Here is a 22,755-nt window from a genome sequence, read left to right as displayed (position 1 = left end):
ATTAGGAAATTACCCCATGCAAAAAGGGATAAAACTCGTTTACTAAAAATATTGATAAGCTTTTCGACACATTCCTCCAAAAAAACCAAACCTACTTTTACTATTTACTTAAATATGGTTATATCCGTCCTTCTGCTAAATTTATATACGGCAATGAGGAAAAAGGTAAGAGCAAATGCAGCCAATATAAGATAATTCATATAAAGGCTTGTAAAAGCTGCCCCCTGCTGCAAACTTGAAACAGTTTCAAGCACCCATTTTTGCGGAAAAAAATTAGCAAGCCTTTGTACAGATTCCGGCATAATCTCTATTGGAAAAAAACAGCCAGAGAGCATGCAAGTCGGAGTGATAATCACATTTTGGATTGCACTTGCAGCCGAAGAGGTTTTGGAAAACGCCACAATGCAGAGAGATCCCCCCACTGTCACCACCGCAAACAGAGACATGACAATAATCATTTCATAAATAGGAAATCTTAATTCAATTTTAAATAATTGTGTCATTAATACAATTGTCAATATTACTTGGAATATCATAAAAAGTGTATTGACCAGCGTATTCGAAGTAACATATTGCTTTGAAGTTATGGGTGTTGCGATTAATCTAAAATACGTTCTATTTTCCTTTTCTTTTAAAATCATACTCGAGAGTGTGCCCGCTGATAAGAACATGATAATAATTAGGAAACCCATCGTTCTCACTGTCATCATACTGTGCTTTGAGGTGTCCTCGACAGAATGGGCATGAACTCCAAATGATGACTGCTTGTATTGATCGTATATTTTTCTAAAACCTATATCTTTGCCTTCTATCTGTTCGGATATCATGAGGATATTTCCTAAATATTGATATAAATATGATTCAATAAAAGCTGTAACTTCAGCTCCCTTAATAGAGATTAATTGAATGTTCTTAGGATTACCCGCTTCAATGCTTTCAGTAAATCCATTTTCAAATACAACAACTGTATCCACTGACCCTGAAATAATTTTGTCTTTCATTTCTGTTTGATCCAACTTCTCGACTTTTACATTTTTTATAGTTGAAAAAAAGCTGACTGTATCATTCGCAATATATCCTCCGTCTTCATTGACTACACCTATTCGCAGTTCACTTCCAGTCCAATCCCCATATGCAGCAACAGCTATCATGACGCTTATAACAGGGCCAAAAATATAGATTAGAACATTTTTCTTGTTTTTAAATATGACTCTTAATGCATTTTGCATAAGCCAGATAATATTTCGCATTATAAGCCCTCCTGTCTGCGCAAGTAGAAGACTGTAATAAAGTAGCAAAAGCCGGCGATACATAAATTAAGGAGAATCACAGGATAAGCCGCTGCAGGATTCTGTCCATAGATTACTTCACGAATTGCCTCATTTGACCAGGTTAAGGGTGAAAGCGAGGCAAAAAAACTAAAAAGACCTCCTGATGAAGTATCAATTGGAAAATAAACCCCGCCTAAAAAACAGGCAACCTGAACAAATAAAACCGAAATGGTTGCTGTCGCTTCTGGTGTTTTTGCTATAAAGCTAATGGCAATGCCTAAGCAAATTGCAAATAATATCAAGGAAAACAATAGAGTGATAACTACTAGCAGATGATCTCCCCATTCAGCGTTAAAGACGTATTTACTAAAGAAAATCATGATCAGCAGAAAGAAGGCATTCATAGAAAAGGTAGCTGCAACCTTACCAATGAGTATTTCGCTTTTTGCGATAGGAGCAGCCATTAATCTATCTCCCGTCCTTAATGTTTTTTCTCCACGGAATAAATTATAGCTTGCATACAAGCTGAAAAAGCTGATCATCACTGCCATTGCTACAGCATAATAATCCATTGAATCAGGTTGTTTGGCACCATTCAAAGAAGAATGCTGTATATAATCATGTGGAACAGAGGATGCCTGATCAAGATCAATCTGCTGCTGATAAAGATTGTATTGATCTGCAAAGGCAGTCATCATACCATGTATAATACTTGTTTCAATTGTATTCAAATCACTTCCATAAATATCAATGCCTGCATCGTTAAGCACGATAAAAGCATGCGCTTGATTTTCTTCCACTGCCTGGATTCCAGCATCAACAACTTCGGCCTCTTCAAAAGTGAATCCCTGCTTTCCCGCTTCATATAACAGCCCCTGAAAGTGAGTTAAGAGCTCTTCATTCCCATCACTTTTATATAAAACGGTTATCTCATCTAAGGTGATGCCAGACGTAAAAGCATTTGATAATGCTGTACCAAGAATAATCATTAAAATAATCGGAAAGGCGAGAAAAAAGATGAAGGTTTGTGAATCGCGAAAATCACTTTTCATTTCCTTTGTATAAATATTTAAAATATTCACCGCGTTATCCCTCCTCCCTTAATCTCTCAAATTTCTACCTGTCAACGTCAGAAACACGCTCTCTAGATTAGGTGCATTTTCCTTTAATGAACGGATTTCTATATTCATTTTCATAAAATGGAGAATGATATCATTTAGATTATTAACCTCTGCATCAGAGTGAATTTGAATCGTATGGTTGACTAGCTGCACAGCTCTTATCCCTTTAATATTTTTTAGTTCTTCGAGATCGATATCGTCAGAATTCTTTACTTCAATCCAGATATCCTTCGTATCTGTAATAAGGGTTTTCAACTGTTCCTTCGTTCCTTCAGCGATGACCTTCCCATGGTCGATAATCGCAATTTTTGTGCAAATCGCTTCTACTTCCTCCATATAATGACTTGTATATATAATTGTACAGCCCGTTTCATTCAGCTTTTTAACTGACTCCAATATATGCTTGCGCGATTGGGGGTCAATCCCCACTGTCGGTTCATCCATAATAATCAGCTTAGGCTTGTGAGCAATGGCGCAGGCAATATTCAACCTCCTTTTCATTCCGCCAGAAAACCTTTTCGGATAGCTTTTTTCTTTATCGCCTAAACCAACAAACGCCAATGCCTCTGTCACTTTTTGATTCAACTCCTCTCCTCGCAAGCCATACAGTCCTGCAAAGAATTTAACATTTTCAAAAGCAGTTAAATCCTCATATATTGCAATATCCTGTGGGACAAAACCAATATTCATTTTGGCAAACTTACTGTTTTTTTTAATGTCCTTCCCCAAAAGTTTGATCTCACCTTTTGTTATCTTAAGTAACCCTGCAATCATATAAATTGCCGTGCTTTTTCCAGCTCCATTTGCCCCAAGCAGACCAAAGATTTCTCCTTCAGCGATAGAAAAAGAAACACCATCTACAGCGATAAAATGATTAAACTTTTTTGTAAGCTGTTTTATTTCCAGCACATTCATCTACTCAACTCCCAACCATACTTTTAACTCAATATCATTGTATTAAAATTAAAAAAACTTCTGCAGTGCAGAAGTTCATTTCTTTTACATGAGAAACCTCATATTAATTTGCTAATGGTAATAATGTTGTAACAGCAAAACCGTCAGAGCCATCGACAATCACCTTGCCATTCACACTAGCTGCTCTTTCCTCCATGCCTGCAATTCCTAAACCTTTTGTATAGCCCAAGCTTCCTCGCCCATTATCTTTAATCACGATTTTTATTATCTGATTTAAAACATGAATATCAACATGAATATTTGTGGCATCACTATACTTGATAGCATTCGTCAAGGACTCCGTTACATTTTCAAAAATGATTTTCCATTGTATAGGTGTGATTAAATCAATATTCCCTTTATATAAGAAGGTCGTAGACAAACCATGCTTAACGATAAAATCATCAATAATTAATTTCAATCGATGAACACCCATTTGCTCTGTTTTAGGCTTCAAATTTTTCAATGTTAGACGGATGCTTTCAATTCCATCACTGGATATATGTATCGCATTTTGCAGCAGTTCCACTGCTTTTGCCTGATCGCTTTCAATCAGCCTCTTGGCCGCTTCCATCTGAATAAGGGCACCTGCCATATTGTGGCCTATTTGATCATGAATCTCTTGAGATACTCGATTTCTTTCCTCAAGCTTAATCGTATATTCCAATTGCCGATTGTATTCTTTGTTCTCATTGAGTGCTTTCGTCAAGCGATTAATCGAATGCCTCATTTCATCTTCATTTTTTTCCAAGTATGACACTTTTTTACTGAATTGACTAACCATAAAAACTTGTATCAAGCTAATAGCCGCAATCACTCCATAGAGAACCTGCAACTCTATTCCAATAAGAAGGACCGGGAGAAACACCATGACCATTGGCAGCAAATAATGACCCGTCCATCTATTAATCCATTCACCTATATTCAGAGGAAGCAAAAGGATAAATACCGGATCTACATAACTAGTTGCCACAATAACCAGCACAACTGTAACCAGACTCATTATTTGCTTAAAAATCGACTGATGAAAAATATTAATAGCAAGATTACTGCATATATAGAGAAGACAGAAGAGCAAGATTACTGAAGGGTTTTGTCCATCCAGCAGTGTTAACGCAACATATCCAACAAGTGCAAACTTACTTGCAAGCAGCCATTTTTCCATTTACTCGGCTTTTCCTGTTAAATAATAGATGGCTATTTTTGTACGATGCTTAAGATTTGCTTTAGAGAGGATCGTACTAATATAATTCGCAACCGTTCCTTCGGATATATAAAGCTCCTTTGAAATTTCTCGATTTGAAAAACCTTTTGCCACTAGCTCCATAACACCTATTTCACGGTCAGTAAACAAAGCTTTATTGATTTTTAGAGCTTCTGTCTTTTTAATTAAGTTAAGCTTAATTTTATCAAGTACAATGTTTTGCATGACATTTTGTCCTTTATGTACCATCTTAATAGCATCACGGATTTGTTCGGGATCATTATTCTTTAATAAGTACCCCTTTGCACCATTTTGAATCGCTTCAAGAATGTAGTCATCGTCGTCAAAAGTTGTTAAGATCAAGGGCTTAGCTGTTGAATTTTCCGTTAACACTTTCGTTGCCTCCACACCATCCATGACCGGCATGCGAATATCTAATAACGCAACATCCACTTCATTTTCCATACAGTAGTCCACCGCTTCTTTACCATTCTGAAAAGTAGCAAGCACATTAAATTCCTCATACGAATTTAATATAATCTTCATTCCTTCACGTACAAAGGAATTATCATCCGTAATGATGACACGAATTTGTTCAATCATTCCTTCCTCACCTTCCTTAGAGGAGCTTTTTCCAAACCGCATTAGTATACGCTATGCCCAGTCCTGCTCTTTCCATATTTTCATGACTCATACTGTTAAAACCAGCCTGGCTTACAGCGAGCACAGCTTGATGTTCACTTGCAAACTTCAGTCTCTTTTGGATCAATGCTTGATGAATGCCTTTTCTCCTGTATTCTGGAATGACAGCTGCTGCTCCAAGCGAAGCTATCCGCTCATGTAAAAACAGGACGCCAACTCCTGCAGGCTGTCCATTATATAAAGCTAAATAAAATTTCCAACGCTCATTCCCATATAAGATAGCGTTGTTCTCCTCTATCCCTTTCTGTGTGAAATCTGGAAGGCCGAATCCCTTTATATAAAGATTCGCAAATATAGAAAATTCATCGCCATTCAATTCACGGATTGCTATCCGCTTATCTAGTGATGCTGATTCTTTTGCTAGTGTCTCTGTATATAAGGATGTATGAAAGCCACATTGATACAAGCCTCTCTTTGCCATCGCTGAAAAAAGCGAATCGGAAGCAGCATTTGGGGTAATTTCAAACTGAAAGGGAATCTCTCTTTCACCATAGAAATTCAAAATATCGTCAAGACTTTCAATATTTTCATCGGACAAACCTTTCACTTTATTAAATGACGGACCGGGTATTTGTTTCGCCGAAAAAGCAATCGCTTGTCCATACTGCTTCATTTCTACTTCCATTGGATTGCCTGGCATCGCTTGTATCGCTGATAATCTTGATACAAGCGCATTTGTTTCCGTTTGTTCGACAACCCGAGACAGTCTCTGTTTTAAAAGTAATGGCATATCTTCTCTCTCCTTAGTATTGTTAATCCTTAATTCAATAAATGTAAGTCTATTTCCTTTGATGTGGCAAAAAAGATAACAATCAATCAGATGACCTCGGCAAAAAAAACCTGGCAGTTTATTCTGCCAGGGTCATTCGTCCTCTTGGTTTGTATACTGATACTTATATACTAGCTCATCATCATTCCATGAGATTTCAACTATCTCTCCACTAGATTCAAACGTGATTTCTTTGCCGATGCCAGGAACTCTAGACCACCCAGATGCTTCAAGCTTTTCTACATAGTGGGCAAAACTCTCTTGAGAAGGATTCTCCCAAATATAGACAGCTTCATCATATTCAACGGTGACCGGAATTAAATCAGTTGGATAAAGAAAAATTCCGTAACCATGATTCACATAAAGAGGTTCATTATGAATATAAGGCTCCCGGTCTTGTATTTTTAAAGTAGATATTAAATTAAAAATCTCAGCATATTCAAGCTTGGGATAATCAAAGACAAAGTAAATCCAATCCTCATGGTCGGGGATAAAAAAATGATATCTTAGAACAGTATCTTTCATTTTCACATGCTCAATATACATTTCTGTAGGATAAGGAAATTCCGCTAATTGCTTATCCACATACATGGCTCCAGATTGTGTGATTTCTTCCTTTTCCTCTTCTGAAACCAATCTGGCATTCCCTACAGGAACCTCTTCATTCTCTTTGTAAATAACGAGTCCTTCTGCTTCCTTTTTAGCATAAACACCCTCTAATCCCCAGCTAAATTGGCTTAAATCAAGCGGTTGAATTTCAGGTTGATTCCCCTCGTCTCCACCATTTTGACCTGAAAGGTTATTATTCATAATAACTGCCAATAAACCTCCGCATACGAGAATACTTGAACAAGCTGTAATCAATCCTCTCCATTTATTCTTCGTTTTATTGCCCTTCAGGCCCTCTCCTTCATTCCGAATCGACTTCCATAGTCGGTGTCTTCCATTTTCCTTTGCTTCTTCAGGAGGGGCATAGGACTTAAGTTCATCCCAATCTTCATGTGATTTGCTCAATTTGCCTTCCCCCTTTCCGATCTCGTGATTCCTTTAACGACTTCATTGCTCGCGATAAAGTTTTTCTCACCTTTGCTTCTGACCAGTTCAGAATCTCCGCCATCTCCTTTGAAGAGCATTCGTCAATGTTTTTCAGTATCACAACCATTCGATAATTTGGCCTGAGCTTCTCTATTTCGGTTAACAGCTGCCGCACTTCTTCTCTATTTTCCAGCCATTCCTCCATATTAAAGAGAGACGGTATCTCTTTCACACCATTCGTAAAAGAAAATAAACTTCGTCGCTTTCTTTTCCGAATTTCGTCCAATACGATATGCTTTGCAATGCTGAATAACCATGTCTTGACACTTGAACGATTATCAAACCCTTCAACCGCAGCATAAGCCCGCACAAAAGTATCATGTACAAAATCCTCACATACCTGTTGATCACCAAGCATAAATAAAATAAACCGATAAATATCGTCATAATATAAGTCATACCACTCCATCACAAGCTGCCGTTTATCCTTTTCCACCCCTCAACCTCACCTGCCTTTTTCCTGCTCTTAATCATCAGTCGTAGAAATTGATTATTTGTGACACATTTTAAAAAAATTTTAAGCCGATATTTTGATTAAGAAAAGGACTTCATCAAATTGAAGTCCTTTTTGGATTGGTGCCTAGTTTGGTTTAACGGGACAATCAGCTTTTGGCTTTATATTGCTTGATTGGAAAGGATATCGGCGATTTTTGCAATATATCGACGATAATTTATTTATATCGACGATTTTTTTGATTTTATCGGCGATAATCGAATTATTTCGTCGATTTTCCAATGAAAGCCTAAAAACAGGCTAACATCCTGGGATTCTCAACCCTAAATAGAGTCGCCGTTTCGAGCTAATATCGATTCTGCCATTTTTGCAATATATCGACGATAATTTATTTATATCGACGATTTTTTTGATTTTATCGGTGATAATCGGATTATATCGTCGATTTTCCAATGAAAGCCTAAAAACAGGCTAACATCCTGGGATTCTCAACCCTAAATAGAGTCGTCGTTTCGAGCAAATATCGATTCTGCCATTTTATCGGCGATTTTTGCAATATATCGACGATAATTTATTTATATCAGCGATTTTTTTGATTTTATCGGCGATAATCGGATTATATCGTCGATTTTCCAATGAAAGCCTAAAAACAGGCTAACATCCTGGGATTCTCAACCCTAAATAGAGTCGCCGTTTCGAGCTCATATCGATTCTGCTATTTTATCGGCGATTTTTGCAATATATCGACGATAATTTATTTATATCGACGATTTTTTTGATTTTATCGGCGATAATCGGATTATATCGTTGATTTTCCAATGAAAGCCTAAAAACAGGCTAACATCCTGGGATTCTCAACCCTAAATAGAGTCGCCGTTTCGAGCTCATATCGATTCTGCTATTTTATCGGCGATTTTTGTAATATATCGACGATAATTTATTTATATCGACGATTTTTTTGATTTTATCGGCGATAATCGGATTATATCGTCGATTTTGTATTTGCAACTAAAACACGGCCAATACCCTCAAACTAAAATGGATTAACTTTCTCTTTTAATCTCATATTCTATCGATTCCTGTTTTAATCGATAGGATTTTTCTACGATTGAGTATCCCTTTGACATATGAATATCAATTGAGTGCCTATCTGCAAACTCATTCAGCTCGGTAAAAACTGATAATGGCTCGAATAATAATATGCGAATATTGAATCCTGGTCTTGTATGGATAATCGCCTTTCTCTCATTCCAGCCTGAACGCATAAATCTGATTGCTGTTATATTTACCGGCAGAAGTGTTCTTGTGTACATAGTCAGCTTGAAAAACTTTATTTTATATATACACTCATGCTTAAATATAGATAATTCGAATTTTATCATTAATAAGTTAATCCATATTAAAGGCACGACAAGGTTTATAAGAGAAAATGGAGATTGTAAAGAAGATACAGACCCCATTGAAAGAGCTAGGATCACTAGAGCAAACCAAGGTGGAGCAGCTTGTTTAAAAACCATAACCTACACATCCTGTATTTAAATTAGATTAATCCCTTTAACAATTTAAAGTTTATACGTTAAGATAAGTATATAACAAAAGTGTTATAAATTTCTAAATTTTTAATTTTCTCATTGTCACTTCACTAAAAACAATATAAAATTTGCGTATATGTTAAAGAGGGTGCAAAAAATGGAAATCACCAGTCATTATTTCTTTAATTTAGCATTATTAACGATTATTCTATTCATTTCACTCGTTTGGATTGATAGGAATGTCAGGTTGAACTACTCAAAGGCTGCCGCATTTTTTTGTCTGACAATTATGATATGGATATGTTTTTTATTTTCATATCAACCCGAACCTGGTTTCCTATTTGATTTGCGAATCATCCCTGTCATCCTTGGAGGACTCTATGTGGGGGTTGGACCTCATCTGGCCGTTGTTATCGTTCTGTTAAGAATGTTTTATGGAGTGGACGCTGGATTTATTTTCACTTCCATTGAATTTCTAATCCTAGGTGTTTTATTCTGTTATCTGCACAAGAAATTTTTAAAGGTATCACCCAAAAAACGAATTTGTTTTTCTGTTGTTCTCACCACAGGTATCAGTTTAATAACTATTATTCTATTAGAATTTTCTCCGTTAGCTCTAAATCAATTTGATTTATGGTTAGCCATGCTTCTCATCCCTCCTCTTGGTGTTGGAATGGCTGCATATATTATTGAATTTGTTATTAAAACCATCGATATGCAGTCTAAATTAATTAAGACGGAGAAATTAGAAGCTGTCGAACAAATGGGCGCCGCCATTTCCCATGAAATACGCAATCCCCTGACAGCTGCTATCGGGTTTGTGCAATTATTAAAAGAGCAAACCCTACCTCCGCAAAAAAGGGCGGAATATTTATCCATAGTCCAAACTGAACTCGAATCAGCAGAAAGAGTCATTCAAAACTATTTAACTTTTTCCAAGCCGGCCCTAGAACGAATTGAGGATATCAATGTAAAGAGGGAACTTTCACATGTCATCAGCATTCTTAAGCCAATCGCTAACCAGAATTCTGTAGAAATTATCACAAACTTTTCTATTCTAGGTACAATCGAAGGCGATAGGCAAAAGTTTCAACAATGCTTCCTCAATGTGATAAAAAATGCGATTGAATCCATGCCAAGAGGCGGGCAATTATACATAAACACGACCTATTCGATTTCCGATATTCGGATAGAAATTCAAGATACAGGGTCTGGCATGTCAGAAGACCAGTTAACAAGATTAGGAGAGCCCTACTACTCTACTAAAGGAGCAAAGGGCACAGGTTTAGGGATGATGGTCGTATTTAGCATCGCGCGCGCCATGAAGGGCACCATTAAAGTGAAGAGCAGTGTTGGCAACGGGACAACCTTCACCTTTACTTTTCCCAACTTTCACCAATCCTCTTCATAAAAAAAGCCGCCTGCTATAATCAGGCGGCTTCTTGCAATTATCCTGAGGTAACTCTGATAAAATAGCCATCCGGATCAGCCACTTTAAATCCTCTCATATCCCAGGAGTAGGTTTCGATTTCGTCAATGATTGGATAGCGGTGATTCATACATCGCTCGTATACCGCCTCTATGCTTTCAACTACAATGATGAATTCAAATCCGCTTCCCTTCATAGAAGTGGATAATTGTTTATTAAAATAATGATCTTTTTTCAGGACTTCATCGCTTGTGAGGAGCAAAGAAAAACAATCATAATTGAAACGAAGGCATCGTTCATTTCTTCCGTACAGCTCTAAGCCGATGATGTCTTTATAAAATGCGAGAGAGTCTTCAATATTTTTCACATATAGCTCTACCCTAAATAATACGCTCATCCTTTAATCCCCTTTCATCGGAATCACGACGGCGGAACAAGCTTTTTCATAGAATTCGATTGGTCCCGCTTCGCCTATAATCGCATAGGCATAACCAATCTCTTTCATATCATTTAAACAATGATGCAGCAATTCATAACCGATCCGCCTCATTCTCGAATCATGAACGACACCCATCGGACCAAAGTAACCTTTATAGCCTTTGTAAGAGTCATATGCGGCAAACCCGATGATATCTTGCTTAGCTCCTAATGCAATGTATATTGGTGGAGGTTGTTGTGCCAAGCCGATCTCAACCGTCCTTGCCCATTCAAAAGAAAATGCCCCTTCAACAAATTGAACTAGTTTTTCATAATCCTCTTTTTGTACTCTTCTAATCGATACTGTCTGAAATAGCGGAAAAAAATATGGTTCTAGGCTAACAATCATATCTCTGGAGGTCGTGCCTAGTTGTAGGAGAAGATTCTTTTGTTCTTCTGTGAGGAGTTCATTAATTGACTTAATGTTTAACATTGCTTTTAAAAGATGACCTTCGTTTAAAATCACTTGATTGTAATTTTGCATTATTTGATGGGCGGCTTCATAAATCACAAGAACATCAGCTGTGATTGAAATAGAGAAAAGCTCATGGGTACATATCTTTTGATCTTCCTTTATACTCGATGCTCTTAATGAGGTTATATTAATTTGACTTCTTTGAAAAATTTCATTGTATACCCCTGTTCGTTCCTGCAAAAATGCTAATAAAAGATGTTCTGGTGAAACAGCTTCGCTTTCTGTCACAATTGCTTCCCGTTCAGCACAATTAAAAATCCGCTTGAGTCTATCAGTTAATAATGCTGTCTTCATCCCTTTACCTCAAACAGATGCGTTTCGCTTAATTCCAAGCTTCTGCGATCCTTTACATAGTTTAATATATGCGCTTTCATATTTGGGTATAAAGTAATCTGCGATAATTCATGAAGCGGTATCCATTTCACACCCGTTTGATTCTCATCAGGAGTTTTTGGCAGTGCAGGAACAGAGCCTTCTTTCAGCTTGCATTCAAACATTAAACCGACTGAATGGGGTTTGCCTTTTCCATACTCCACCATATGAGATGCAAATTCATAAACAAATGCCAGCGGTCCTACTTCCACATCCACTGAAGCCTCTTCCATTGCTTCTCTTTTCACTGCCTCAATTACGGTTTCACCAGGTTCAACACCACCAGCTGGAAAATTATAATGAAGCCCGCTCTCGTCTTTAAATTCAGCTAATAAAATCGCTTCTTTTTCTATAATAATTGCCCCTGCCCTAACTCTTATGTGAATCGTCAAATGTGCTTCCCCCTTAATCTCTATGTCTTTTTTAATCTTTGTCTCGATGTATGGTAATCTTTAGTGATTAAATGATGGTTAAATGCTTTTGCGAGTCCAAACTGAGGCATATTGCTGTACATTGCCTCGCATCCGCTTTTTTCTACTACATACGTTTCATGAAAAATACCGACAGAACCATCTGCTCCAATCTTCTTGTTGAAGTTCCTCCATGCTGCCGAATGAGTTTTCCCTTTTGCATAAGCCTCCAATTGATCATAGCTCCGCCAATATTGCGTGAGCATCACGGTGCGCCAGCCTATCGTATACTCTGTATGCAAGAAACCCCATTCAGGATTTTGATAGAGCTCCTTAATCATTGGCCCCATTGCTTGAGCCACTGGAACCCATTTAGAGAGTGCCGTAAATTTATTAATGCGCATCCCTATGATAAATACAATAAAATCCTCCTCCACCATTGCTGTATATCTGCCTTTGAAAAGTTGATTATTCATTCTTCATTCTCCCTCCCTTTTTTTATTTCCTTCTTTCATCCATTATTTTTTATTAACCATTGGTCAATTAGGCTTGAAATAAAGACTGACATTTATTTAAGTCAATCCTTTTAATATAAATTGGACATGCCCTTCTGCTGCTTCCTTTACTTCGTTGAAATCAGTTACATATCCACAATGATGTGATACAAATCCATGTAAAGCAATAAAAGCTGAATAAATTGCATCCTGTTGAACCTTTTCATTTTTTAATTTAAATACGGCTTCAGCAAATTTATGATAGCTTTGCATTGAGGCTTCATGTGAAAGACTATCCACTTCATCATTTTTCATCATAAACATAAATTCATACTGCTTCTGTTGGTTCAAACCGAAGCGTATGAAGCACAGAAGTATTTCATGAAGTTTTTGCTGATTCTCATTCGGTCCACTAACAACATCTTTCAGTAGCTGATTTAAATGAGCAAAATCCTTCTCTACTACAGCATAAAATAATTCAGCTTTGTTTTTAAAGTAATAATAAAGTGCTCCATGACTACAGCCCAGCTTGCTTGCCAGTCCCCTCATTGTCACCTTTTCATATCCTTTTTCAATAAATTGTTCTCTTGCTCGATAGACTATTTCTTCTTTCGTTAGCTCTTCTGCTGATGATTTACGCGGCGTCATTAGAGATTCTCCTTTTATTGACCAATGGTTAATAAAAGTATATCATGTTTTCCCTCTTTGTGGATATTTCAGAAAATTCATCTACAGATTATACTACATATACCAAAGCAGTTCCTTTTTCATCTCTTTACCAGATTTACTGTCTTTTAACTTCACAATCCAGTTATTTTTTTCATAAACAAGACGATATACAACGTTTGAACCATCTGATTTTTTGAAAAGAATATAGCCTTGTTTTCCTTTTATAAATGTAACCGGGTTGATACTGTTTTTATAAGGAGGCTTTATTGTCGGGTTTAGCTCTTCAATAACGATGTCAGCAACAATATTTGCTAAGGATTGATATTCTGGCTGCCTTTCTGCTAAATAGTGTAGTTGATTATGGTTATATTTTTCGTAAGCGTTCAGCCTTAAATGAAATGATTTGTTTATATCTCTTAAAGCATCCCTATAAAATTGATTCAGTTTTGCTTCATCTTCATCGCCTCTATGTTTAAATTTGATTGTTTTTATCCCAATTGGACTTACGTCAAACTTAATCTTTTCTTTGCCATATGGAGGGTTATGCGCAGCTTCAAAGGTTTGGACCTGCACAGTGACAATAAAGTGATAGCTGCCTTTTTCCGTTCTTTTTATTTTCTTTATCGTTGTATCATATAAACCATATTGTTTGTGATATCCATAGTAAGCAGCCACTGCCTCAGAAATATGCGGTTCGAGCGTCGTCAATAATGTGTCATAGACTAGCTTGGACTCTATTTCTGTTTCAGCTGCCATATTAAGTGGGTGTATCCATAAAATCAAAATACTGAATGAGAGTCCTATGAATAGTTTTTTCATTTTATTACCTGCCTAGGTTTTTATATTTAATCTCCCCAGTTCAGTCGATAATACAATTCATTTTTAAAATTTGAGATGGCATTTTATTTATTAAACCTGACACCAAATAATCATTGATGTCAGGTTGTATTTTTTATACTGGCGTATGAACGGGTGATATCTGCTCAATTTGATTGACGATTTCTTTTCCTATTTCAATAGATGCAGTTGCCGCAGGAGATGGAGCATTCAAAACATGAATAGAGTGCTTACTCGGGAGGATGTAAAAGTCATCAACGAGTGAACCGTCATCCTTTAGAGCCTGGGCACGCACACCGGCTGGGGCTGGAATTAAATCTGATGCTTGAATGTCCGGCATCAGTTTTTGGACATTTTTAAGAAAGAGTTTTTTGGATGCTGACCGAACCATTTCATCCATTCCTTCCTTCATATACTGGCCAGCTAATTTCCAGAAGCCTTTATAATTTAATACTTCGAATAAATCACCCAGATGAACATCGGTTTTTTTATAGCCCTCTCGCTTAAACCCAAGCACGGCATTTGGACCAACATCCACTGCCCCGCCAATCATTCTTGTAAAATGAACACCGAGAAATGGAAAGTTGGGATTTGGAACAGGATAAATCAGGTTCTTAACCAATCCTCTCTTTTCTTCCTTTAATTGATAATACTCTCCCCTAAATGGGATGATTTTTACATCTGTTAATAAATTTGCTTTTTTCGCGACACGGTCGGAATGCAGGCCCCCGCAATTGATATAAAAAGAAGCTTTTAATTCACCTCTATTTGTTAGGATCACTGCTTCATTTGCTGTTTCCTCAATTGAGAGAACTTCATGATTTAATCGTATTTCTCCGCCCTTTTGCCTAATGATTTCTGCCATTTTCTCAGACACGTTCTTATAGTTAACAATCCCAGCCATCGGGACGTGGATCGCTTTCATGCCATTAACATGCGGTTCAATTTCGCCTAGCTCTGACTGATCAATCAGACGAATATTGAGACCGTTGTCGATACCGCGCTTGTATAATTGATCCAATAGGGGCAGCTCCTCCTCTTCACTTGCAACAATTACCTTTCCGCAAATATCAACTTCCAGTCCATGTTCCTGACAAAACGCGACCATTGTTTGACTGCCTTTTTTTGCAAGCCTCGCTTTCTCGCTTCCAGGCTTATAGTAGATTCCCGAGTGAATGACACCGCTGTTATGACCGGTTTGGTGTGCTGCAACATGACTTTCCTTTTCCAAGATTGCTATTTTTACATGTGGGTGCCTGTTTAACAACTCCATCCCAACAGACAGACCGACAATGCCTCCCCCAATAATTAAATAATCGTACATTCTATTGCATCTCCCTCTTTTACTTAATTCCACAAGCCTCTGCCAGCAATTCAACAATATGAACCACCTTAACCTTATGAGCTAATCCTTCACGCTTAACACCTAAGCTCATTTGCAAATGACAGCCGGGATTAGACGTTACAATCATTTCAGGTACTATTTTTTTCACATTTTCCATCTTGCTATCTAAAATATCCATTGATTCATGATAGTGGACTACATTGTAAATACCTGCAGAACCGCAGCACATATCCCCCTTTGGCAAAGGGATATAAGTGATTTCAGGGATAGATCTCAGCAATTGAACTGGCGCCTCTGAAACCTTTTGGACATTTAATAAATGACATGAGGGCTGATAGGTTGCTGTAATATTCATTTCTTTATTAAAAGCAATATCTAGTTTATTTAAGATGACACTGACATCTTTGTTTTTTTCTGCAAATGCTTTTGCGCGGCCTGCCCACTTCTGCTCATCCTTAAGGAGCTCATCGTATTCTACTAACATTGCACCGCAGCCGCCGATGCTATTAACGATGTAATCATAATTTCCTTGTTCAAAGGCCGTGATATTTTCCTTGGCTAGTTTTTTCGAAGTTGACCGATCTCCATCATGATTTTGCAATGCTCCACAGCAGGTTTGTTCCTTTATCACTGTAACCTCGCAGCCCGCATGCTGTAATAGCTTAATGCTCAGGTCATTGATCTTTGCAAAAAACACATCCATAATGCAGCCGGTAAAAAATGCAATTCTCGCTTTTGTTTGAGAGGGGGGAAATTGCACAGCTGCTCTGAGCTTTTTATCCGGTTTTTCTATTGCCGGGGTAATCTCTTCAAAAGCTTGAAGTTGGTCTGGCAGCAAGCCTAACAAATTCGTTTTTCTTGCTGCCTTATTCAAACCTGAATTCTGATAAAGCTTTAAAGAGGATGTTAGGACACTTAATATTTTTTTATTAGGCAGCCCTTTTTGCATCGCTAGTTTATTTAAGATGAAAGGTTTCTCTTCTTCTGCTTTCACTTCTTTGTAGGATTCAAGAATTTTTCCATATTGAACATTGGTTGGGCAGACTGTTTCACAAGCTCTGCAGCCTAAACATAATTCCATAGAATCCGTAATCTCTTCAATGGATATTTTTCCTTCTGCTGCCATTTGGACTAGGTTGATTCTGCCCCGCGGCGAATGGCTTTCCTTCCCGATTGATACGTATGTGGGACATGCGGGAAGACAATAGCCGCACTGAACACAATCAAAGGTTTCTTTATATGCCAAGTGTTCAGTCATTTATTAACACAAGCCTTTGATCTTTGGACTCGGGGAAGATTTTCCCCGGATTCATAATATTGTTGGGGTCCCACACTAATTTAATCCGTTTCATCATATCTAGGCCTGCTTCACCAAGCTCCATCTCCATAAATGGCGTCTTCATTGTTCCTATCCCATGCTCTCCTGAAAGCGTTCCCCCCAGTTGGATCGCTGTTGCAAATATTTCTTCTACCGCTTTTTCAACCCTTCTCATCTCTTCCCTATCCCTTTTGTCTGTGATGATATTGGGGTGAAGATTCCCATCTCCCGCATGACCAAAGACAACGAGATCGATATCATATTTTTCTTTAATTTCCTTTAATCGTTTGAACATTTCTGGGATTTTACTTCGCGGTATGGTTGCATCCTCTGAAATTTTTGTTGGTTTTTTTCTAACAATAGCTGGCGAGACAAGCTTTCTTGCTTTCCATAGCCGGCTTGCAGACTCGTCATCTGCTGCAATAATGACCTCTTTGGCGCCCACGGCAAGACAAACCTTTTTAACTTGTTCACATTCATCCCCAATAGCAATCGGATGTCCATCCATCTCGATTAAAATTATCGCATCTACATCTAGCGGCAAACCGATTGGTTCATACGCTTCTACAGCAACAATGGATGATTGGTCCATTATCTCCATTTTTGATGGCAACAGTCCCGAAGTTAGTACGGAGGAGATCGCTTTCCCGGCATCCACGATATCATCAAAGATTACCATCATCGTTTGAGCTGCCTGCGGCCTTGGAATAAGTTTTAAAGTTGCTTCCGTTATGACGCCAAGTGTACCTTCCGATCCAACAATCAGTTTGGTTAAATCATAACCAGTTACGTTTTTAATTGTTCTTCCACCTGTTTTAATGATTTCACCCTCAGGTGTCACAACCTCCAGCCCCAGCACATAGTCCTTTGTCACACCATATTTCAGGCCCCTGGGACCTCCTGCATTTTCAGCAAGATTTCCTCCAATGGTCGATACATGTGCACTGCTGGGATCGGGCGGATACATGAGGCCATGCTTGCTTGCCGCATGGTCAATCTCTGCCGTAATCACACCGGGCGAAACAATCGCCACTGTATCATCACTGTCAATTATCAGCTTCTGATTCCACTGAGAACAATCGAGGACAATTCCGCCATGTACAGGAAGGGGGCCACCGCTTAAGCTTGTACCCCTTCCACGAGGATAAATAGGGACCTTCCAATGATTCGCTGCCTTTACAACTCCAGACACTTCTTCTGCCGAGATAGGCTGAAGAACAAGGTCGGGTATATAAGAACCGAAGGAAGCATCATAGCTGTAAGAAACTAAATCGGCTTTATCTGTTAATACACGTGCACTCGATGTTATTACTTTTCTTAACTGCCTAAGCATCTCATCAGTTATCATAACGACCCTCCTTTAATTTTTTGATGACATTTTGCAGATGTTCCTTTACGGAATCTACAGCTTTTTCTTCATTCTGCTCCTCAATCGCTCGAAAAATATTTTGATGCTCTTGAAATACACGCTCTCTTGTTTCCATCCGGCCAATATTTTTTTGCAAAGAGTAGGAAACTGCTTTGCGATACATGGCCTCAATGTTTTCCATCACTTGCATCATGAAGCGATTTTTTGTTGCTTCAATCATAAATTTATGAAAATTCACGTCAGCCTGGTCTCCCACCTCATCTGGATAAGTCAAAGTCATTTGAAATTGATCCAATGCCTCTTTCATTCTTGCTAAATCTTGATGATCTCTGCGGCTCGCCGCAAGTGCTGCAGCCTGTGTTTCCATAATTAATCTCATTTCAAGCAATTCAAATATTTGTTCCATTGAGATATATTCCATTTTTAGCTGATCAAGCATACTTCTAAGGTCTACTTCTTTCACATAGGTACGCCCACCCTGTCTTGTTTCAATTATTCCACTTGCTTGTAGAACACTTAACGCTTCTCTTACCGGCGCACGGCTCACTCCAAACATCTTAGCGAAATCGTTTTCTGATGGAAGCGGGTCATTGGGAGGGATTTGCTGGCTCAACAGCATGCTTTTAATATGCTCTAACACCTGACCAGAAATTTTCTTCCGTTCAATCTTCATTTAGTTTAGCTCCTTCAATAAAACGCTACTTGTATAACAAGTATACAAGATATTAATCAAAATACAATGAAAATTATAAATATTGTTATGGTGAAACTTTTTCAAACATTGGTCGTATACATAGATGGGAATCATTTTCGCTAACCTCATCATTTTGGATATACTGATACATAATAGAAAGGGGTATTTATATGGGTAACATTTTTATATTTTCACTTATAGTTGGATTAGCTTCTGCCTTAGTGCTGATTCCATTTACTAAAAAACCTAAAACCGCTGAGGAGAAAAAATCCACATTTAATACAAGCGGTTTAATTGCTTTAATTGTCTTATTAGTTGGTGGAGTCTTTCTTTTCTATTACTTAAGCAATTTGGATAGAAACCCATCATCAATTTGGATATTAGCTATTCTTATCACCGGCGCTGGCGCTTTTTTTGCCACTGGAAAAGAAAGAATGATCAAAGTAGTTCTGTTTTTAGCCAGCTTACTTGCAGCCATTTTCTTCCTTACGTCCTTTCTTTTTAATGCGGATGAGAAATTTGAAACCGCCAAAATGACTGTGCAAACTGAGATTGAAACTTTCGATGAGAATGAGACACCAGCGAGCGTTCCACCAAAATTTGCTCGCAATAAAATGAGAAAAGCGTTTGGTCAAGTGCCAAATACAAGCTACTATGAACTGGGCAACCTGCAAATCCAAAAGGTAAACAATGAATATGTATACATTGCTCCAGTTGAATTTTCCGGTTTCTTCAAGTGGTTTAAAGGGGATTCGACACCGGGATACTTTACAGTTAGTGCGACCGATTCAAATGCCAATCCGAAATTCATGAAATCAGAGATGGTTTATACACCTTCATCTTTTTTCAATAAAGATATTGAACGGCATATTAGAATGCAATATCCTCAGCATATCTTTTATGGCGATGTTCAACTGGAAATCGACGATGAAGGAAAGCCATTCTATGTTCGTACATTTGGCGAATTCATCTCAGCTAGAAATGGTTTTGAAGCAAAAGGAATCGTTGTAGTAGATCCAAAGAGCGGAACCACGAAAGCGTATAGCTTGAAGGATGCGCCTGCATTTATTGACGGAGCGGTCTCTCCGGAAGCCGTTAGCTTGCATAATAGCTATTTCGGAAATTATATTAACGGCTTTTGGAACAGTAAATTTAGCAAGTCGGATGTAAAGCTTCCTTCAGATGAAGGCACAGAGGCGAATGTAAGTCCAATCTTTGATGAAAATGGAGATATGTATTATTTCACTGATTTCACTAGCCCTAAAGAAGGTGTTGACTCCATGCTTGGATATTCACTCACCAATTCCAGGACTGGAGAAGCAACCTACTATACAGGAAATCTTGAAGAATCTTATATGGATTCCCAAGGCGCATTACAAATTATTGAAAAGAAATTCATCGAGAAGAAATGGTCAGGTGAAATGCCGATTATCTACAACTTCTATGGCGAGGCAAGCTGGCTGACACCTGTAATGGATGCGAATGGATTCTTGCAAAATTACTTTATCGTTTCAGCTGCCAATCCGGAAATTTCCGCTTTTGGAGACACACCAAATGAAGCCTTGAAAATTTATAAAACTGCATTACAGCGCGGCGGAGGCAGTGTTGACGGAAGTTCAAAGGCTGAGGAAAAACAAACGACCGGAAAAGTAGTCAGACTATATAAAGAGAAAACTGGTGATGTCTCTACCGTTTCATTCCTATTAGACGACGGTCGTAACTTTATCATTTCTTCTGAGAACAATCCGCTCTCAATCTACCTACAGGAAGATGATGAAGTGGAAGTTGTCTTTTTAGATACAGGCGAGACATTTTTACCTGTTAAAGAGTTAATCATTAAAGGATTAGAATAATGCAAAAAGGTGCTGCTCCTAGGATGGAGCGGCACCTTTTTTTCATTTAAAGCTTTTTCACGAATAATACCTTTAGATAATCACCCTCAGGAAATTCCTTTATTGTTTTAAAATCCTCAGGAAGACTAAATTCTTCAAGGATTTTATATTGTCCACCCGTTTGTTCGAATGCTTTTTTAACGAAACTTTTAAATTTATTCATATTGAATGTACTGCAATTGGAGGATGCAACAATCACCCCGCCATTGTCCGTTATTTTAATCGCTTGCTCTAGAAGTGCAGGATAGTCCTTCCCAGCGCTAAAGGTATTCTTCTTAGACCTAGCAAAGCTTGGTGGATCCAGAATCACCATATCAAATTGCAATTGTTTGCGTACAGCATATTTAAAATAATTAAATACATCTTCGACTATAATGTCTTGGCTCTGATAGTCAATTTCATTCACACTGAACATTTCAATGGTTTTACTTTTACTGCGATTAGCAAGGTCAACACTTGTCGTCTTTACAGCTCCGCCCAATGCCGCCGCCGCAGAGAATGCCCCTGTATATGAAAACGTATTTAACACTGTTTTCCCTTCGGCATATTTATCTCGAATCGTTTTTCGAACATTTCGTTGATCTAAAAAGACTCCGACCATTGCGCCTTCATTTAAATAGACTGGATAATGAATGCCATTTTCTTTCACAATGATTGGAAACTGCGCTCTTTCCCCTAAGATGAAATCATCATCTTCTATATAGGTTCCTTTAGCAGCAAAGCGTTTTTTCTCATATAGACCCTTCATATCTGCAACTTTTGTGAGCGCTTTTATGATTAGATCCTTAAATTGATATATCCCTTCGCTATACCAGCTGATTACATAGAATCCTTCATAATAATCGATGGTAATCCCGCCAAGTCCATCCCCTTCGCCGTTCACTACACGAAAGGCTGTTGTATCATTAGCTGCAAATAGCTCACTTCTATGTTCAATTGCTTTTGCTATTTTCTTTTCAAATAATGCTTGATCAATGTCGTCTTGCGGATTTTTAGTTAAAATCCAGCCTCGTCCCTTATTCTGAATCCCGTAATATCCTTTTCCAAGAAAACGATTTTGATCATCAACCAAATCAACGATCGCACCTTCTGCCATGTTGGGCAGTTTGCTAACCGATTCAGCTGTAATAAGCGGATAACTCGCTTTGTATTTATTCACATACGATGATTTTACTTTTAACCGTACCGACTGATTCATGCTTTCACCCTACTTCACGTCTGAATTTCTTTGATTATCCTATGTTACCATAATGCTTGTCCTGTTCATAGGCTGCTGGAGGGGTGTTTGGAAGAGAAGGTGCTGGTTGGTAGCTAGTCCAGGGATTATGGAAAATTTCGTTTATCTAGTTGCCCAATTACTGCATTTCTTTCCTCTACTGGCACTAGTTTGATTATCTAGTTAACCCTTTTCTACTTTTCTTCCCTACTCAGGCACTAGTTTGATTATCTAGTTAACCCTTTTCTCCTTTTCTTCCCTCTACGGGCATTAGTTTCATCATCTAGTTAACCCTTTTCCACTTTTCTTCCCTACTCGGGCACTAGTTTGATTATCTAGTTAACCCTTTTCTCCTTTTCTTCCCTCTACGGGCATTAGTTTCATCATCTAGTTAACCCTTTTCTCCTTTTTTCCTCTTCAGGGGCACTAGTTTGATTATCTAGTTAACCCTTTTCTACTTTTCTTCCCACTTCGGGCACTAGCTTCATCTTCTAGTTAACCCTTTTCCACTTTTCTTCCCTACTCGGGCACTAGTTTGATTATCTAGTTAACCCTTTTCTACTTTTCTTCCCTCTACGGGCATTAGTTTCATCATCTAGTTAACCCTTTTCCACTTTTCTTCCCTACTCGGGCACTAGTTTGATTATCTAGTTAAC

General features: G+C 38.1%; 22 protein-coding genes. 2 read left to right on the top strand and 20 right to left on the bottom strand.

The genetic code is table 11. From position 1 onward, the window contains the following. Positions 1 to 104 precede the first annotated feature (104 nt). The 9 genes from J2S17_RS16315 to J2S17_RS16275 form a co-directional block, all read right to left on the bottom strand. Positions 105 to 1,250, bottom strand: a complete 1,146-nt coding sequence (locus J2S17_RS16315) for an ABC transporter permease (protein ID WP_307476647.1) — start codon at positions 1,248 to 1,250, stop codon at positions 105 to 107. After that, positions 1,250 to 2,353 carry an ABC transporter permease gene (locus J2S17_RS16310; RefSeq protein WP_307476645.1) on the bottom strand — a complete coding sequence of 368 codons (1,104 nt, stop codon included), beginning with the start codon at positions 2,351 to 2,353 and terminating at the stop codon, positions 1,250 to 1,252. The genes J2S17_RS16315 and J2S17_RS16310 overlap by 1 nt, the downstream gene beginning before the upstream one ends. A gap of 18 nt (positions 2,354 to 2,371) precedes the next feature. Next, the gene (locus J2S17_RS16305) at positions 2,372 to 3,307 is read right to left on the bottom strand and encodes an ABC transporter ATP-binding protein (protein ID WP_307476643.1); all 936 of its coding nucleotides are present in this window, start codon (positions 3,305 to 3,307) and stop codon (positions 2,372 to 2,374) included. Positions 3,308 to 3,410: 103 nt separating this feature from the next. After that, positions 3,411 to 4,511: a sensor histidine kinase gene (locus J2S17_RS16300; protein WP_307476641.1), complete on the bottom strand. Its 1,101-nt coding sequence runs from the start codon at positions 4,509 to 4,511 to the stop codon at positions 3,411 to 3,413. Continuing rightward, positions 4,512 to 5,153, bottom strand: a complete 642-nt coding sequence (locus J2S17_RS16295) for a response regulator transcription factor (RefSeq protein WP_307476640.1) — start codon at positions 5,151 to 5,153, stop codon at positions 4,512 to 4,514. It abuts the gene before it with no gap. Positions 5,154 to 5,169: 16 nt separating this feature from the next. After that, positions 5,170 to 5,982 carry a GNAT family N-acetyltransferase gene (locus J2S17_RS16290; RefSeq protein WP_307476638.1) on the bottom strand — a complete coding sequence of 271 codons (813 nt, stop codon included), beginning with the start codon at positions 5,980 to 5,982 and terminating at the stop codon, positions 5,170 to 5,172. Positions 5,983 to 6,114: 132 nt separating this feature from the next. Further along, positions 6,115 to 7,035 (bottom strand): hypothetical protein, encoded by a 921-nt coding sequence (locus J2S17_RS16285; protein ID WP_307476636.1) that lies wholly within the window; start codon positions 7,033 to 7,035, stop codon positions 6,115 to 6,117. Then, positions 7,019 to 7,552, bottom strand: a complete 534-nt coding sequence (locus J2S17_RS16280; RefSeq protein ID WP_307476634.1) for an RNA polymerase sigma factor — start codon at positions 7,550 to 7,552, stop codon at positions 7,019 to 7,021. Before J2S17_RS16280 ends, J2S17_RS16285 begins: the two co-directional genes overlap by 17 nt. 1,061 nt (positions 7,553 to 8,613) lie before the next feature. Further along, complete coding sequence (locus J2S17_RS16275; RefSeq protein WP_307476632.1) at positions 8,614 to 9,087, bottom strand: hypothetical protein; 474 nt, start codon at positions 9,085 to 9,087, stop codon at positions 8,614 to 8,616. Between the two features lie 172 nt (positions 9,088 to 9,259). Between J2S17_RS16275 and J2S17_RS16270 the strand changes: the two genes are divergently transcribed. Beyond that, the gene (locus J2S17_RS16270) at positions 9,260 to 10,513 is read left to right on the top strand and encodes an ATP-binding protein (RefSeq protein ID WP_307476630.1); all 1,254 of its coding nucleotides are present in this window, start codon (positions 9,260 to 9,262) and stop codon (positions 10,511 to 10,513) included. Between the two features lie 37 nt (positions 10,514 to 10,550). Here the strand turns inward: J2S17_RS16270 and J2S17_RS16265 are convergent, their stop codons facing one another. The 10 genes from J2S17_RS16265 to J2S17_RS16220 form a co-directional block, all read right to left on the bottom strand. Further along, entirely contained in the window at positions 10,551 to 10,928 is a 378-nt protein-coding gene (locus J2S17_RS16265; RefSeq protein ID WP_307476628.1) for a VOC family protein, read from the bottom strand. Positions 10,929 to 10,931: 3 nt separating this feature from the next. Further along, positions 10,932 to 11,777, bottom strand: a complete 846-nt coding sequence (locus tag J2S17_RS16260; RefSeq protein ID WP_307476626.1) for a GNAT family N-acetyltransferase — start codon at positions 11,775 to 11,777, stop codon at positions 10,932 to 10,934. Then, positions 11,774 to 12,247 (bottom strand): NUDIX domain-containing protein, encoded by a 474-nt coding sequence (locus J2S17_RS16255; RefSeq protein ID WP_307476624.1) that lies wholly within the window; start codon positions 12,245 to 12,247, stop codon positions 11,774 to 11,776. The genes J2S17_RS16260 and J2S17_RS16255 overlap by 4 nt, the downstream gene beginning before the upstream one ends. 20 nt (positions 12,248 to 12,267) lie before the next feature. Further along, positions 12,268 to 12,741 carry a DUF4188 domain-containing protein gene (locus J2S17_RS16250; protein ID WP_307476622.1) on the bottom strand — a complete coding sequence of 158 codons (474 nt, stop codon included), beginning with the start codon at positions 12,739 to 12,741 and terminating at the stop codon, positions 12,268 to 12,270. 96 nt (positions 12,742 to 12,837) lie between these two features. After that, entirely contained in the window at positions 12,838 to 13,407 is a 570-nt protein-coding gene (locus J2S17_RS16245; protein ID WP_307476620.1) for a TetR/AcrR family transcriptional regulator, read from the bottom strand. Between the two features lie 93 nt (positions 13,408 to 13,500). Beyond that, the gene (locus tag J2S17_RS16240) at positions 13,501 to 14,247 is read right to left on the bottom strand and encodes a DUF3888 domain-containing protein (protein ID WP_307476618.1); all 747 of its coding nucleotides are present in this window, start codon (positions 14,245 to 14,247) and stop codon (positions 13,501 to 13,503) included. Between the two features lie 133 nt (positions 14,248 to 14,380). Further along, positions 14,381 to 15,589, bottom strand: a complete 1,209-nt coding sequence (gene lhgD / locus J2S17_RS16235) for an L-2-hydroxyglutarate dehydrogenase (protein WP_307476616.1) — start codon at positions 15,587 to 15,589, stop codon at positions 14,381 to 14,383. A 19-nt stretch (positions 15,590 to 15,608) separates the two neighbouring features. After that, complete coding sequence (locus J2S17_RS16230; protein WP_307476614.1) at positions 15,609 to 16,868, bottom strand: (Fe-S)-binding protein; 1,260 nt, start codon at positions 16,866 to 16,868, stop codon at positions 15,609 to 15,611. Next, complete coding sequence (locus J2S17_RS16225; RefSeq protein ID WP_307476612.1) at positions 16,861 to 18,276, bottom strand: FAD-binding oxidoreductase; 1,416 nt, start codon at positions 18,274 to 18,276, stop codon at positions 16,861 to 16,863. The genes J2S17_RS16230 and J2S17_RS16225 overlap by 8 nt, the downstream gene beginning before the upstream one ends. Beyond that, positions 18,266 to 18,970: a FadR/GntR family transcriptional regulator gene (locus tag J2S17_RS16220; RefSeq protein WP_307476610.1), complete on the bottom strand. Its 705-nt coding sequence runs from the start codon at positions 18,968 to 18,970 to the stop codon at positions 18,266 to 18,268. Before J2S17_RS16220 ends, J2S17_RS16225 begins: the two co-directional genes overlap by 11 nt. A gap of 191 nt (positions 18,971 to 19,161) precedes the next feature. Between J2S17_RS16220 and J2S17_RS16215 the strand changes: the two genes are divergently transcribed. Continuing rightward, positions 19,162 to 20,844: an MFS transporter gene (locus tag J2S17_RS16215; protein WP_307476608.1), complete on the top strand. Its 1,683-nt coding sequence runs from the start codon at positions 19,162 to 19,164 to the stop codon at positions 20,842 to 20,844. Between the two features lie 46 nt (positions 20,845 to 20,890). Here J2S17_RS16215 and J2S17_RS16210 read toward each other — a convergent pair whose 3' ends face one another. Beyond that, positions 20,891 to 22,081: a class I SAM-dependent rRNA methyltransferase gene (locus tag J2S17_RS16210; protein ID WP_307476606.1), complete on the bottom strand. Its 1,191-nt coding sequence runs from the start codon at positions 22,079 to 22,081 to the stop codon at positions 20,891 to 20,893. Between the last annotated feature and the right edge of the window lie 674 nt (positions 22,082 to 22,755).

The organism is Cytobacillus purgationiresistens (genome assembly GCF_030813235.1).
Classification (GTDB): domain Bacteria; phylum Bacillota; class Bacilli; order Bacillales; family Cytobacillaceae; genus Cytobacillus; species Cytobacillus purgationiresistens.
The sequence above is the reverse complement of the archived record's forward strand: the minus strand, read 5'-3'. Positions and strand labels throughout refer to the sequence as shown.

Bases quoted from the DNA above. Each gene is read 5' to 3' on its own strand.
- J2S17_RS16265 (WP_307476628.1), bottom strand. From the start codon at position 10,928: ATGAGCGTATTATTTAGGGTAGAGCTATATGTGAAAAATATTGAAGAC.
- lhgD (WP_307476616.1), bottom strand. From the start codon at position 15,589: ATGTACGATTATTTAATTATTGGGGGAGGCATTGTCGGTCTGTCTGTT.
- J2S17_RS16240 (WP_307476618.1), bottom strand. From the start codon at position 14,247: ATGAAAAAACTATTCATAGGACTCTCATTCAGTATTTTGATTTTATGG.
- J2S17_RS16290 (WP_307476638.1), bottom strand. From the start codon at position 5,982: ATGCCATTACTTTTAAAACAGAGACTGTCTCGGGTTGTCGAACAAACG.
- J2S17_RS16245 (WP_307476620.1), bottom strand. From the start codon at position 13,407: ATGACGCCGCGTAAATCATCAGCAGAAGAGCTAACGAAAGAAGAAATA.
- J2S17_RS16295 (WP_307476640.1), bottom strand. From the start codon at position 5,153: ATGATTGAACAAATTCGTGTCATCATTACGGATGATAATTCCTTTGTA.
- J2S17_RS16270 (WP_307476630.1), top strand. From the start codon at position 9,260: ATGGAAATCACCAGTCATTATTTCTTTAATTTAGCATTATTAACGATT.
- J2S17_RS16260 (WP_307476626.1), bottom strand. From the start codon at position 11,777: ATGAAGACAGCATTATTAACTGATAGACTCAAGCGGATTTTTAATTGT.
- J2S17_RS16275 (WP_307476632.1), bottom strand. From the start codon at position 9,087: ATGGTTTTTAAACAAGCTGCTCCACCTTGGTTTGCTCTAGTGATCCTA.
- J2S17_RS16215 (WP_307476608.1), top strand. From the start codon at position 19,162: ATGGGTAACATTTTTATATTTTCACTTATAGTTGGATTAGCTTCTGCC.
- J2S17_RS16250 (WP_307476622.1), bottom strand. From the start codon at position 12,741: ATGAATAATCAACTTTTCAAAGGCAGATATACAGCAATGGTGGAGGAG.
- J2S17_RS16315 (WP_307476647.1), bottom strand. From the start codon at position 1,250: ATGCGAAATATTATCTGGCTTATGCAAAATGCATTAAGAGTCATATTT.
- J2S17_RS16225 (WP_307476612.1), bottom strand. From the start codon at position 18,276: ATGATAACTGATGAGATGCTTAGGCAGTTAAGAAAAGTAATAACATCG.
- J2S17_RS16220 (WP_307476610.1), bottom strand. From the start codon at position 18,970: ATGAAGATTGAACGGAAGAAAATTTCTGGTCAGGTGTTAGAGCATATT.
- J2S17_RS16230 (WP_307476614.1), bottom strand. From the start codon at position 16,868: ATGACTGAACACTTGGCATATAAAGAAACCTTTGATTGTGTTCAGTGC.
- J2S17_RS16210 (WP_307476606.1), bottom strand. From the start codon at position 22,081: ATGAATCAGTCGGTACGGTTAAAAGTAAAATCATCGTATGTGAATAAA.
- J2S17_RS16305 (WP_307476643.1), bottom strand. From the start codon at position 3,307: ATGAATGTGCTGGAAATAAAACAGCTTACAAAAAAGTTTAATCATTTT.
- J2S17_RS16300 (WP_307476641.1), bottom strand. From the start codon at position 4,511: ATGGAAAAATGGCTGCTTGCAAGTAAGTTTGCACTTGTTGGATATGTT.